14 protein-coding genes are annotated in these 13,990 nt (G+C 44.9%); all 14 read right to left on the bottom strand.

Annotated elements, in window-relative coordinates; all coding sequences use genetic code 11:
- Window positions 1-21: 21 nt before the first annotated feature.
- Window positions 22-633: a ribonuclease HII gene (rnhB, locus tag NB504_RS13305; protein WP_026027914.1), complete on the bottom strand. Its 612-nt coding sequence runs from the start codon at window positions 631-633 to the stop codon at window positions 22-24.
- A 46-nt stretch (window positions 634-679) separates the two neighbouring features.
- Complete coding sequence (lpxB, locus tag NB504_RS13300; RefSeq protein WP_170898782.1) at window positions 680-1,828, bottom strand: lipid-A-disaccharide synthase; 1,149 nt, start codon at window positions 1,826-1,828, stop codon at window positions 680-682.
- 105 nt (window positions 1,829-1,933) lie between these two features.
- Window positions 1,934-2,722: an acyl-ACP--UDP-N-acetylglucosamine O-acyltransferase gene (gene lpxA, locus NB504_RS13295; protein WP_010320113.1), complete on the bottom strand. Its 789-nt coding sequence runs from the start codon at window positions 2,720-2,722 to the stop codon at window positions 1,934-1,936.
- 1 nt (window position 2,723) lies between these two features.
- On the bottom strand, window positions 2,724-3,155 hold the full coding sequence (fabZ, locus tag NB504_RS13290; protein ID WP_026027636.1) for a 3-hydroxyacyl-ACP dehydratase FabZ: 432 nt from the start codon (window positions 3,153-3,155) through the stop codon (window positions 2,724-2,726).
- A 116-nt stretch (window positions 3,156-3,271) separates the two neighbouring features.
- Window positions 3,272-4,303, bottom strand: coding sequence for a UDP-3-O-(3-hydroxymyristoyl)glucosamine N-acyltransferase (gene lpxD / locus NB504_RS13285; protein WP_258429064.1), 1,032 nt, complete (start codon window positions 4,301-4,303; stop codon window positions 3,272-3,274).
- A gap of 7 nt (window positions 4,304-4,310) precedes the next feature.
- Window positions 4,311-4,820, bottom strand: coding sequence for an OmpH family outer membrane protein (locus NB504_RS13280; RefSeq protein WP_170906922.1), 510 nt, complete (start codon window positions 4,818-4,820; stop codon window positions 4,311-4,313).
- A 15-nt stretch (window positions 4,821-4,835) separates the two neighbouring features.
- Window positions 4,836-7,268 (bottom strand): outer membrane protein assembly factor BamA, encoded by a 2,433-nt coding sequence (gene bamA / locus NB504_RS13275; protein WP_017046601.1) that lies wholly within the window; start codon window positions 7,266-7,268, stop codon window positions 4,836-4,838.
- A 48-nt stretch (window positions 7,269-7,316) separates the two neighbouring features.
- Complete coding sequence (rseP, locus tag NB504_RS13270; protein WP_013856210.1) at window positions 7,317-8,675, bottom strand: sigma E protease regulator RseP; 1,359 nt, start codon at window positions 8,673-8,675, stop codon at window positions 7,317-7,319.
- Window positions 8,672-9,880 carry a 1-deoxy-D-xylulose-5-phosphate reductoisomerase gene (ispC, locus tag NB504_RS13265; RefSeq protein ID WP_019282312.1) on the bottom strand — a complete coding sequence of 403 codons (1,209 nt, stop codon included), beginning with the start codon at window positions 9,878-9,880 and terminating at the stop codon, window positions 8,672-8,674. The genes rseP and ispC overlap by 4 nt, the downstream gene beginning before the upstream one ends.
- A gap of 48 nt (window positions 9,881-9,928) precedes the next feature.
- Window positions 9,929-10,771, bottom strand: a complete 843-nt coding sequence (locus NB504_RS13260; RefSeq protein WP_258429058.1) for a phosphatidate cytidylyltransferase — start codon at window positions 10,769-10,771, stop codon at window positions 9,929-9,931.
- 13 nt (window positions 10,772-10,784) lie between these two features.
- Window positions 10,785-11,540, bottom strand: a complete 756-nt coding sequence (locus NB504_RS13255; RefSeq protein ID WP_013856207.1) for an isoprenyl transferase — start codon at window positions 11,538-11,540, stop codon at window positions 10,785-10,787.
- 95 nt (window positions 11,541-11,635) lie between these two features.
- Window positions 11,636-12,193, bottom strand: a complete 558-nt coding sequence (gene frr, locus NB504_RS13250) for a ribosome recycling factor (protein ID WP_010320122.1) — start codon at window positions 12,191-12,193, stop codon at window positions 11,636-11,638.
- A gap of 35 nt (window positions 12,194-12,228) precedes the next feature.
- Window positions 12,229-12,960: a UMP kinase gene (pyrH, locus tag NB504_RS13245; protein WP_010320123.1), complete on the bottom strand. Its 732-nt coding sequence runs from the start codon at window positions 12,958-12,960 to the stop codon at window positions 12,229-12,231.
- Between the two features lie 152 nt (window positions 12,961-13,112).
- The gene (gene tsf / locus NB504_RS13240) at window positions 13,113-13,958 is read right to left on the bottom strand and encodes a translation elongation factor Ts (RefSeq protein WP_258429056.1); all 846 of its coding nucleotides are present in this window, start codon (window positions 13,956-13,958) and stop codon (window positions 13,113-13,115) included.
- Window positions 13,959-13,990: the final 32 nt, after the last annotated feature.

Below are 13,990 nucleotides of genomic sequence, written 5' to 3'. Positions count from 1 at the left end.
GCTCGTGGCTGACACCCGCAATTAGTCAATTCCCAGCACGCGTTTCACTGGCTTAAAGCTTTTACGGTGCTCTGCGATGACGCCATGCTGTTCGATCGCGGCAAAATGCGCTTTAGTTGGATAGCCCTTATGTTGAGCAAAGCCAAATTGTGGGTACAATTTATCGAGCGCTTCCATCTCTTTATCGCGTACCACTTTGGCAATGATTGAGGCTGCGCTGATTTGCGCCACACGCATATCCCCCTTGACGACCGCGATACCATGCATCGGTAATTGTGGGACACGGTTGCCATCAATTAAAGCCAAATCAGGTTGAATCGCTAGACCTGCAATCGCGCGTTGCATCGCCACCATAGTCGCTTGAAGAATATTAAGCTCATCAATTTCAGCTGGTGAACAGCGGCCAACAGACCAAGCGAGCGCCTTTTGTTGAATTTCAGGAAAAAGCGCTAGGCGTTTTTTTTCTGATAACTTTTTCGAGTCGGCCAAACCTTCAATCGGATTATTCGGATCCAAGATTACTGCGGCAGTCACTACGTCGCCCACTAATGGACCTCGACCAACTTCATCCACTCCTGCAATCAAAACATAGCCCTTAGGGTATTCAAAAGGAGTCAGTGTTTGTTCTGCCATCTTGTCTATTTTCCTCTCGTTATTTTTCAATCGCTCTTTTTAATCGTTAACGGTTAATCAAGCTTAAAACCGCTTTGGCGGCTTGTTGATCGGCGCCTTTGCGGATCCAGTGATGCATTTCAGTAAAACGTTCAATTAAAGAGGAATTATCACGGCTGAGCATGCTATCGACCGCAGGAAACAGATGTTGTGGGTCGCATTCATCAAGAATGAACTCAGGAACCAGTTCTTCTCCGGCTAAAATATTGGGCAGTGAAACAAATTCGGTTATCGCAAGCTTCTGAACCAACCATCCGGTGAGCCAGTTCACTTTGTATCCCACCACCATCGGCCGTTTGAGCAACATGCATTCCAGTGCGACTGTGCCAGAGGCAAGTAGCACAGCATCTGCGGCCGTGATGACATTGCGCGCGGTGTCTTCAATAATAGCAAAATCGAGCTCTGGGGCGATCTCCTGCCAAATGGTTTCAAACTGCTGTTTACGTTTGGGGTTGACCGCAGCAACCACAAAACCGATATCAGGGTATTTCTGTTTAATTTGTCGACAGGTTTCAATAAATGGCTTGGCAATTAAACCAACTTCCCCCCCTCTGCTACCGGGCAGCACAGCTAGCCACTGTTTATCTGTCTCTAATTTCAACAGTTCACGAGCGGCGATTTTATCAGGTTGCAGTGGAATGGCATCGGCCAGTGTATGGCCGACAAATTCGCACGCAACCTGATACTTGTCGTAAAACGCTTTTTCAAACGGAAGAAATGCCAATACTAGATCTGTCGCCGCATCGATTTTAAAAATACGTTTTGGACGCCATGCCCATACAGATGGGCTAACATAATGAACGGTTTTGATACCCGCTTTTTTGAGATCAAGCTCTAGTCGTAAATTAAAATCTGGGGCGTCGATACCAACAAACACATCCGGCGGATTGGCTTTAAAATACTTCACCAACTGCGCTTTAACTTTCAGTAAACGCGGTAAGCGGCCAAGCACCTCAACCAGCCCCATCACGGCTAGCTCTTCCATATCAAATAAAGATTCACAACCTTGAGCAATCATCTTAGGGCCACCAATACCGACAAATTGTGCATTGGGGTATTGCTGCTTGATGGCTTGAATGAAGCCTTCTCCTAATGTATCGCCAGAAAGCTCTCCGGCAACAATACCGATTCTTAGGGGATTTTCATGTGAGTGCATATCGTTTCCTAACAGAATCCGCTCAGCCGTTATGCGGCGTCAAAAAGACAAAAGATCGCTAAACAAGTAGCGATCTTCGGATATTAATCAAAACTCAGTGGCGAACTAACGAATAATGCCACGCTCAGTTTTTTCTAGTAAATCAGTAAAACGCTGAATCGATGGGTACTCTTTCGCCATCTCAACCAATATAGGTAAGACCTCTGCTTGCGTTTTACCTGATCGGTAAATTTCTTTATACGCTTTTTGTAACGCGCGAATTTCGGCTTTTTCAAAACCATTTCGCTTCAAACCAACAAGGTTAAGGCCAAATGGTGAAGCATGGTTACCTTGTGCTAACACGTAAGCGGGTACATCTTGTACCACAGCAGAACAACCACCGATATAGGCATAAGCACCAACGCTACAGAAAGGATGAATCGCCGACAATGCCATAACACCAGCATAGTCTCCGACCGTCACATGACCGCCAAGAATTGCGTTGTTACCAATGTGCGTATGATTACCAACAATCACATCGTGCGCAATATGGGCATTCACACACAATAGGTTGTCGTTGCCAACAACTGTTTGCGTTTTATCTTGCATCGTACCACGGTGAATTTGCACTGCTTCACGAATAACATTGCGATCACCAATGACGACTCGCGTATCTTCACCACCATACTTCTTATCTTGGTTCTCTTCGCCAATGACGGCGTGAGGGAAAATACGGTTCTCTTCACCAATGACGGTGTTTCCTTTGATGACCACATGCGACATCACTTCCGTACCTTGGCCAATGCTTACCCCAGAGGTGATGTAAGTAAATGGACCAACAGTAACGTTAGCTCCGATGATAGCGCCATCTTCAACCACCGCACTTGGGTGGATTTGTGCAGTTTCATGAATCATATTAAAACTCTCTACGAGCACATTTCATTTCAGCTGAACACACAACCTCACCATCAACTTTCGCTACGCCATTAAACAACGCAATACCACGACGCTCTTTAATGAACTGCACTTCGATGATCAGTTGGTCGCCAGGGCCTACAGGTTTACGAAACTTCGCATTATCAATACTAGCAAAGTAATACAATTCGTTATCTTTCGGTGCACCAAAGGTTTTGAATGCTAATAGGCCCGTTGCTTGTGCCATTGCTTCTAAAATCAGTACACCTGGAAAAATAGGTAACTGCGGAAAATGACCAGTGAACTGGGGTTCATTAACTGACACATTTTTCAAGCCAACAAGGTATTTGCCTTCTTCAAAGTCAATTACACGGTCAATCAACAGAAATGGGTAACGGTGAGGAAGCAGCCTCTGAATTTCAGTGATGTGCATCGTTTTCGTTTCAGTCGTCAAAGTCATATTCCTATACAGTAAAACTTTCAAAAATTATTTGGCATTATAGACGAAAAAGACTCGCAATTGGCGAGTCTAATCGGGAAAAAGTAGAATTAGGATTCCGCTTCCTGCTCTAAGTACTTTTCAAGTGCTTTAAGTCGCTTGTGCATATCTTCGATACGGTGAACGCGAGCGGCCGTTTTACGCCATTCTTTGTTCGGTTGCAACGGAATACCAGAAGAGAACATGCCTTTCTCGGTGATGCTACGCATTACCATCCCCATGCCAGTAATGGTGACCCCATCCACAATCTCGATATGGCCATTGATGACAGTACCACCACCAATAATGCAGTACTTACCTATACGAGTACTACCCGCGATGATGGTGCCACCGGCAATTGCCGTGCCATAGCCAATATATACGTTATGTGCGATCTGTAATTGGTTATCGATAATAACGTTATCTTCAATAATCGTGTCATCTAATGCGCCACGATCAATTGTCGTGCAGGCACCGATTTCAACTCGATTACCGATCCGGACTGTGCCAATTTGTGGAATTTTAATCCACTCACCTTTCTCATTGGCATAGCCAAAACCATCAGAACCAATCACAGCACCTGACTGAATAAGGCACGCCGAGCCAATTTCCACTTCGTGGTAAACGCTGACATTTGCCCACAACTGGGTGTTAGCGCCAATTTTGGCGTTTTTACCGATGAAACAGCCGGCACCAATGGAGACGTTATCGCCCAGTTGTACGCCCGTCTCAATGACCGCGTTTGCACCAATAGAAACGTTCTGCCCTAGCTGGGCATCCGGTGCCACAACCGCAGAAGAGCTGATATCACTCGCAGGTCGCGGTGTCGTGTCCAGCGCTTGCGCCACCTTTGCAAAAGCAACGTATGGATCAGCGACGACCAATACATTGGTTGTACACAATTCACGTTCACTAGCCTTGACCATAATCACCGTTGCGCGGCATTGACCAAGGTGTTTGGTATATTTGGGATTAGAGAGGAAAGTTACGTAACCTTCCTGCGCCTTATCCATAGGTGCGACAGCGGAAACTGTCGCAGAGCCATCACCAAACAGCTCTCCCCCGGTGATGGTTGCCAATTCGGCTAAAGTCAGTTTTGCCATAATAATATTATTTTAGTTGTTTAATTACTTTCTCTGATAGGTTGTAGTCCGACTTACCATATTGCATAGCTTGCACGTCAACAACGATGTCATAACCTTCTTTTTCCGCAACTTTCTTCACTGCGTCTTGAATCACCATGAAGAGTTTTTGCTTCTCTTCACTCTCACGACGCGCTGAAGCTTGCTCTAACGCTTGCGCTTTGATTTTGTACTTGCTGTCTAATTGACCAATTTCAATACGCAGCTTCTCGATCTCATCTTGACCTAGCAGTTCGCCATCACGTTTAAGTTTTTCAATTTTGGTTTTTGCTTCAGCTTGAATTGACTGTAGCTCTGCCCCTTTATCTTTAAACTCTTCTTGTAATTTTTGCAGCACAACTTCTCGTTGAGGTAATGCTTGGAATACTTGCGCGGTATTAATGTAACCTACTTTCTGCGCCGCCTCAGCGGCTTGCGCAAAAAATGATGAACTCAGTACAACTAGGCCCAATCCTGCCGCTTGAATCGCTTTTTTCAAAATACTTTCCTCTAATTAGAATGTTCTGCCGATCGTGAAAGTGAAGAACTCTTCATTATCACCTTCATAAATTTTAATAGGTTTGGCAATTGAAAATACCAATGGCCCCATAGGTGACATCCACTGTAGTGCCGCACCATAAGAGGAACGGTAATTCATTGGATCTGAGTAATCGTAATAATACTGATCACCATAACCGAGTTTCCCATCTTTGTAATCGAACTCTGTATCCCAAACGCTGGCCATATCGAAGAAGATGCTGGTGCGAATTTGGCTACGAGTTTCATCAGAGGCAAATGGCGTCGGTACAATCAGCTCTACACTGGCTAGCGCGACCGCGTTACCACCGACAGAGTCATCTGTTGCGCTATAGCAGCGGTTGTTGCCACCATTATTGCCATTACAGCCTGTCGCATCGTTATAAATCGCTTTCGGTCCAGCCGAGTTAGAGCCAAAACCACGTAACGTGGTAAAGCCACCTGCATAATAGTTTTCATAAAATGGGAACAAGTTATCGTTACCATCCGTTTTCCCGTAACCATTACCATACCCTAAGCGTCCTCTTAGCAAGAGTGAAAACTCATGTTTTTTGGTTAATGGGAAATACTGGCGGACATCGTACTGCGCTTTGAAATACTTTACGTCTGAGCCCGGCACGGTCATCTTGTAGAAAGCGCGTTGGTGATTCCCCGCCGTTGGGAAAATGGTTCGGTTTAAATTATTGCGCGTCCATGAGATGTTGACGTCAAAGTCATTGGTGATCAAACTGCCATCATCGCTACGATTACTCGCTTGAGACTGTAAGAACTGACTAACTTGCACATACTCATCGATATTACCGATCTTGTTGTGCGTGTAACCGATACCGAGGTCAAAACGGTTTAATTCGTCAAATGGGAAACCCCACGTTAAACTTGTGCCGTAACTTTCATTGGTATAATCAACAATACCTGCTTCAGAAGCCTCAAACTGGTTATAGAAAATCTTACCACCCAAACTGACACCATCAAGGTTCCAATAGGGATCACGGTAATCTAAACTGATGTTCTTTTGATAGTCGTTCATCATGGCATTGATGCCAACTCGATTACCTGAACCAATGAAGTTATCTTGCTGTAAACCAACCTGAAAACTCACGCCTGATTCTGTACCATAACCGACACCAAAGTTAACACTACCTGAGTTGGCCTCTTTCACGTTGTACACCAGATCGACTTGATCTTCACTGCCAGGTACACGTACGGTTTGCACATCCACTGTTTCAAAGAAGCCAAGACGGTTCAAACGGCTCTTACCCGTATCAATCGCTTTAGAGCTCAGCCAACTGCCTTCCATTTGACGCATTTCGCGGCGCAAAACTTCATCTTTGGTTGAGTTATTACCGACAAAGCGAATATCACGGACATAGATACGCTTACCCGCTTCCACATGAACAACCAAGGAAACTTCTTGCGTTTCATCATTAAATTCTGGGATGGTTCGAACTTGAGGATAAGCATAGCCAGCTTCACCCAATACTCGTTTTACATCTTCTTCAAGCTTGGTCACCAGTGAGCCGTTATAGGTTTCCTCGGCTTCAAACGGGATCAAAGCGGTAAATTCAGCCTCTTTGCCAATCAGCTCTCCGCGGAATTTAACGTCTTTGATTTTATAAGGCTGACCTTCGCTAATGCCTAAAGTGATATAAACGCCTTTTTTATCAGGAGAAATAGCAACTTGCGTGGAATCGACTTGAAACTTTAAGTAGCCACGGTCGAGGTAGAAAGAGCGCAAAGCTTCAATATCAGCGGCTAAGACCTGCTTTTGGTATTTATCATCAGAGAGGAAATTCCACCACGCCACATCGACATTCAAATTGAAGCGTGACAGTAAATCTTGGTCACTAAACACTTCATTGCCAATAAAGTTGATTTGCTGGATTTTCGCAGAAACCCCTTCACTGAACACAAATTTAAGGTCAGCACGGTTGCGAGGTAAAGGTGTCACCACCGCTTTTACGGTCGCGTTGTACTTACCCACGCTGTAGTAAAAATCTTCCAACCCCTTTTCAATGTTGCTCAAGGTCGTACGATCAAGCGCTTCACCGATGCGGATATTGGATGCATCAAGATTCTGCTGCAACTGCTCTTCTTTGATCGCTTTATTTCCAGAGAAGGAAACACTTGCAATGGTTGGACGTTCTTTAACCTGAACGATCAGAACGTTGTTGTCTCGTAATACTTTGATGTCTTCAAAGTTGCCCGAAGTGTAAAGTGCTTTGATAATATCCGCGACATCTTGTGCATCAACGGTATCGCCAATTCGAACGGGCATTTTAAGCAATGCAGCGCCGAGCGCAACGCGTTGAAGCCCTTCAATTTGAATATCCTGCACTACGAAATTCTCGGCACTATGTGCTGAGAGGCTGGTTGCCAATAGTGTCGCGAAAAGGATCTGTTTCATTGCCATATTTATTCTTGTTATTCCTTGCTACAACTTCTGCCTAATGGTTACAAATCACAGGCGACTAAAATCATTAAATATTGCCACAGCCATCAAAGAAAAGATGATCGCCCCACCAATTCGGTATCCCATTTCTTGAATCTTCTCTGGGACAGGACGACGAATAACGGCTTCAATTGCAAAAAACAGTAAGTGTCCGCCATCTAACATTGGCAGTGGTACTAGATTGATAATGCCTAAGTTGACACTAATCAGAGCCAGAAAACCCAAGAAATAGACCAAACCATAGTCAGCGGTAGTTCCAGCTCCTTTGGCAATCGAAATCGGCCCACTCAGATTATTCAACCCCACATCACCGACCACCAGTTTTTTCAACATGCTGACGGTTAAGTTGATCACTTGCTGTGTTTTTTCAACCGCTTTTCCGACTGATTCAAATACACCATATTGCAGCTCAAATCGATAACTTTCCGGCCATTCTGCGACTTTAGGAGCGATTCCCGCAAAACCTATCGTTTTGCCTTGCGGTAACTCACGAACGTCAGGCGTAAGCTCGATAGTCAAGCGTTGTTCATCACGCACAACAACCAATGAAACTGGCTGATTGGGGTGGCTTTGTATCAACTCCACAACTTGCTGCCAATGGTTTATCTTCGCACCGTTGGCTTCGATCAAGGTGTCCCCAACTTCTAACCCGGCCTTCTCTCCGGCGCTACCTTGAGAAACATTGGTTAGCGTCAGCGATATTTCAGGAACAAATGGTTTAAAACCTAACGCTCCCATAGCAGACTCTGTTTCTGGGTTAAAGTTCCAAGAACGGATATCTAATGTTTTGATTTCATCCACACCAATTTCATTATTGGTTCCGACGGTGAGCGTTAATTGTTCATCACCAATATGGCTAATCAGCCCCATATTGACCGATTCCCAATCTAAGGTATTCACTCCTGAGACTGCTTTGATCTGCATTCCTGACTCTAAACCCGCTTGAGCGGCGATCGATTGCGGGGCAATTTCGCCAATCACAGGTTTTACCGCTGGGACGCCAATTAAGAACACGAGCCAATAGGCAAAAATGGCGAAGAAAAAGTTAAAAGCAGGCCCAGCACTCACGACAGCGACACGTTTCCACAATGGTTTTTGGTCAAAAGCTAAGGGTTTTAATTCAGCTGGAACATCATCAACACGGCTATCGAGCATTTTAACGTAGCCGCCGAGAGGAATAATTGAGAGGTTGTACTCGGTGCCATCTTTGGCTACTCGGCTCCAAAGTGATTTACCAAAGCCAATGGAAAATTTTTCGACTTTAATTCCGCAGCGACGTGCTACCCAAAAATGACCAAATTCATGCACAGCAACCAATATACCTAACGCAATGATGAAAGAGACGAAATTCCACAAAATACCACTCATAATAAATGCTCTTGTATGATTTGCTGGGCAATAGTGCGCGCCATTCTATCGAGCTCTAACAAGCTTTCCAAGTCATAGCAATGTAACTGAGTATGTGCTGCACACACTTTTGACAATACACGTTCATTAACTTGTGCGATATCGGTAAAACGAATTTGCTTATTTAAAAAAGCTTCAACGGCTATTTCGTTGGCTGCATTTAAAGAGGTGGTGGCATGTTGCCCTTGATAGCAAGCATCAATCGCCAATCCCAAACAAGGATAACGCTCGTAGTCCACATCCATAAAACTCAAATTACTTAATTTGGTAAAATCCAGTGCCGGAACCCCCGCAGTAATGCGTTCTGGATAAGAGAGAGTTAAAGCAATTGGCGTGGACATATCGGGTTCCCCCATTTGCGCAAGCACCGAACCATCGCGGTACTGCACCATAGAGTGGATCACCGATTGTGGGTGGATTAACACTTTTAATTGCTGTTTCGATGCATTAAACAGCCACTTAGCTTCAATATATTCCAAACCTTTGTTCATCATAGTGGCGGAATCAACCGAAATTTTCGGCCCCATCGACCAGTTAGGATGAGCAATCGCTTGCTGTGGTGAAACATCTGCTAACGTGGATAAATCACTGTAGCGAAAAGGGCCGCCAGAGCCCGTGAGCAGAATATGTTGCACACCATGTTCTTGTAAATCACAGCGACCCAAAGAGCCTTGAATTTCAGGGGGTAAGCATTGAAAAATCGCGTTATGTTCGCTATCGACAGGGAGCAATTCCGCACCGTGTTTTTCGACCGCATCAATAAACAACTGGCCAGACATCACCAAGGCTTCTTTGTTTGCCAACAAAACACGCTTGCCCGCCTTTACCGCGGCCATGGTTGGTAACAAACCTGCTGCACCAACAATCGCCGCCATCACCGTATCCACCTCATCTAATGCGGCGACGTGGCACATGGCGTCTTCACCAAATAATACGGTTGTTTTTAAGTTCAATGACTGCAATTGAGCTAAAAGCTCATCCGCCGCCTTTTGGTTTGCCATTACCGCATAAACTGGCTGCCAACGCTGGCATAGCTCACGCATTTTATTGACATTATTTCCCGCGGCTAAAGCCACAACGGAAAAGTGTTCGGGATTTTGAGCCACGACTTTTAATGTGCTTGCCCCAATTGAACCTGTGGCCCCGAGAATCGTTAACTTACGCATAGCAACAACCGTGAATTAAGATTGGGGTAAGACAGCTTAACCCAAGCATTAGAAAATGAAATACAGTAGAGCAAAAACAGGAAATGCAGCCGTCAGGCTATCGATACGATCCAAAACGCCGCCATGCCCAGGAATAATATTACTGCTGTCTTTAATTCCTGAAACGCGCTTAAACATACTTTCGACCAGATCACCGAGCACAGAGATAATCACAGTCGCTAATGTAATACCGACCATCGACAGCGTGTTTGTAAACCGGATATCAAACCAATCAGCAGTAAACCACGCCACAATCAATGCCGTAATAATGCCACCAATCAACCCTTCAATGGTTTTATTTGGACTGACTGCTGGTGCCATTTTGTGCTTACCAAAACTTTTGCCCGCAAAATAAGCGCCACTGTCTGCAGCCCAAACAATTAAGCAGACAAATAGCACCAACTTAGCACCGTGGTATGGCTCACTCAAAAAGGCTTCTGCGCGTAAAAAAAGGACGCTCCAGAAAAAAGGAAGTAGCGTAAGCACACCAAAAAGGTGCCTAAGTAGATTGGATTTTTCCCACCATGGACGGGATTTAGGATAGGTAATAGCTAAAAAGCTAGAAAACAGCCACCAAGCCACCCCAACACTTAATATCACATAGTGATTCGAGTTCATGTTGGCTAGGCTAACGGCATCAGGGGAAATCAGTAGGTAACTTGCTCCACCAATGATAATGGCGGGTAACAGCGCCAGATGCCTAGATGTCGAATCGATAAACTGCGTCCATTCCCATACACCGACGAGCGCCACAAGGGCCAAAACGGCCATAAATAGGGGGAGTGGCAGTTCAAAAATGCCCAGCATCACCAGTGGAGCTAATATGAGCGCCGTGATAATTCGTTGCTTCAAACTAATGGATCCTTTATTTCTGTTCCATCAATGCCTTAACCTGTTCCCCTGTGCAGCCAAAACGGCGTTCACGGTTAACAAACCAAGTCACTGCTTCAATTAAACTTTCTTCACCAAACTCAGGCCAGTAAATCGGCGTAAAGTACATCTCTGCATAGGCCAATTGCCACAACATAAAATTACTAATACGACATTCACCGCTGGTACGAATGAGCAAATCCACTTCAGGAATATCAGACATCGTTAGCGACTGTGTAATCAGCGTCTCGTCAATCTGATCAGGAGAAAGCTCACCGCTCGCCACTTTGACCGCGATAGAGCGCATTGCTTCTGTGATATCCCATTTTCCGCCATAGTTTGCGGCGATATTAACGACCATGCCACTGTTTGATGAGGTTAACTCTTCTGCCTGAGCGATTTTTGTTTGTAAGCGTGAGCTAAAACGTGTTTTATCACCAATGACCCTAAGACGCAGATTGTTCTTATGCAGCTTTTTTACTTCTGTGGATAGCACAGTAATAAATAACTCCATCAACACGCCTACTTCAGCTTCCGGACGTCGCCAATTTTCACTGCTAAAGGCAAACAAAGTAACGGCTTTAATACCCAATTTCGCTGCAGTAGAAATCGTTCTTCGGACCGCTGCTACACCATTCTTATGACCAAATACACGAGGTTTACCTTGTGCTTTAGCCCAACGGCCATTTCCGTCCATAATGATTGCGATGTGTTGGGGTAATACATCAGATGAGAGGGATGAGTTTTGCATAAGAAATTAATTGATTACCAAACTGATAGGGCAAAATAGCATAAAAAAACGCTGCACTGTGAGCACAGCGTTTTAGAAAGGCTAAAAAGAGCGAATTAAACTTCCATTAACTCTTTTTCTTTTGCAGCAAGAACTTCATCAATTCTCTTAATCGCTACATCGGTAAGTTTTTGAATCTCTTCTTGCGCTTTATGATCTTCGTCTTCAGAGATTTCTTTATCTTTCAGTAGAGCTTTTAAGTCGCCATTGGCATCACGACGAATGTTGCGAACTGCAACGCGACCACCTTCAGCTTCACCACGAACAATTTTCACCAAATTACGACGACGTTCTTCGGTCAGTGGTGGCAGTGGTACACGAATAACCGTACCTGCAGACATTGGGTTTAGACCCAAATCAGACATCAAAATCGCTTTTTCAACTTTTGGCGTCAACTCTTTATCAAAAACAGTGATCGCGAGAGTACGTGCATCTTCAGCTACAACGTTAGCGATTTGATTCAGCGGTGTCGAAGCACCATAGTAATCGACAGAAATGCCGGAGAGTAAACTTGGGTGAGCGCGACCAGTACGTACCTTAGAAAGGTTGTTTTTCAGGGCATCTACGCTCTTATCCATACGCTCTTGAGCGTCTTTCTTGATTTCGTTAATCACAAATATCACCTACTTGTTTTTTTGTTTTGGAGTGATTAGTCAGCGGTGCTAATTAGTGTACCTTCCGCTTCACCCATTACCACGCGACGTAGTGCGCCCGGTTTGTTCATATTAAATACGCGGATTGGCATTTTATGGTCACGCGCTAGCGTAAACGCGGCCAAGTCCATCACTTTTAGCTCTTTTTCAAGCACGGTTGTATAAGACAGCTTATCATACAGTTCTGCGTCTGGGTTTGCCACTGGGTCTGCACTAAATACGCCATCTACTTTTGTCGCTTTTAGAACCACATCCGCTTCAATTTCAATACCGCGCAAACAGGCAGCAGAATCAGTTGTAAAGAATGGGTTACCAGTACCCGCAGAGAAGATCACAACACGGCCTTGACGTAGTTGGCTGATAGCATCGGCCCAATTGTAATCGTCACACACACCTTTAAGAGGAATGGCAGACATCACGCGCGCATTCACATAAGCACGGTGCAAAGCATCACGCATTGCCAAACCATTCATTACGGTTGCCAGCATTCCCATGTGGTCGCCCACAACACGGTTCATGCCCGCTTCAGCAAGACCTGCGCCACGGAATAAGTTACCGCCGCCGATGACAACACCCACTTGAACACCCAGTTCAACCAGTTCTTTTACTTCCTGTGCCATGCGATCTAACACCGCAGGATCAATACCAAAACCTTCTTCGCCTTGTAGCGCTTCACCGCTAAGTTTTAACAGGATACGTTGATAGGCTGGTTTAGGGTTCGTAGTCATGGAGCTTACCTTCCAAATAGAGAGTTGTTAATTAACAGTCATGATTTAAAACTGAATACTGAATTCTAAATCATCACAATTAGTCTCAATATGCCATTCGTAAAAAGACCGCAGCCTTGGCTACGGTCTCTTTTTAGGCAAAATCGCTAGGATTAACCTTTTTGAACCATTGCAACTTCTTCAGCGAAGCTAAGTTCTTGAGCTTTCTCAATACCTTCACCAACTTCTAGACGTACGAAGTTAGTAACGGTTGCGCCTTTAGCTTTCAGCATTGCGCCAACAGTTTGAGAAGGATCCATGATGAACGCTTGACCAGTAAGTGATACTTCACCTGTGAACTTAGTCATGCGGCCTTCAACCATTTTCTCAGCAATTGCTGCTGGCTTACCAGATTGCATTGCGATTTCGATTTGGATTTCACGCTCTTTAGCCACAACTTCTGCTGGTACATCTTCAGGGTTCACGTACTCAGGTTTTGCAGCAGCAACGTGCATTGCTACGTGTTTGATGGTCTCTTCATCCGCTTCACCAGCAACCACAACGCCGATACGGTCGCCATGGCGGTATGAACCAACTTTAGCGCCTTCGATGTAATGAACGCGACGGATAGTGATGTTTTCACCAATTTGAGCAACAAGAGCAATACGTGCTTCTTCAAATTTAGCTTGAAGTGCTGCGATATCTAGACGCTCAGCAAGTGCAACCTCTAGAACTTCGTTAGCGAACGCTAGGAAGCTTGAATCTTTTGCTACGAAGTCAGTTTGGCAGTTCACTTCTAGAAGTGCTGCAAAACCATCAGCTTCTTTAATTAGGATAGTACCTTCAGCTGCGATGTTACCTGCTTTTTTCGCTGCTTTAGCTGCGCCGCTTTTGCGCATGTTTTCAATTGCTAGTTCGATGTCAGCGTTTGCTTCTACAAGCGCTTTTTTACATTCCATCATACCTGCGCCAGTACGCTCGCGCAGTTCTTTTACTAGAGCAGCAGTTACAGTTGCCATTCTCTATTCCTCAGTTGATTCTGGTGGTAAAA

Source organism: Vibrio sp. RM-69-4 (assembly GCF_024743775.1).
Classification (GTDB): Bacteria; Pseudomonadota; Gammaproteobacteria; order Enterobacterales; family Vibrionaceae; genus Vibrio; species Vibrio anguillarum.
This window is presented reverse-complemented; position numbering and strand designations above follow the sequence as displayed.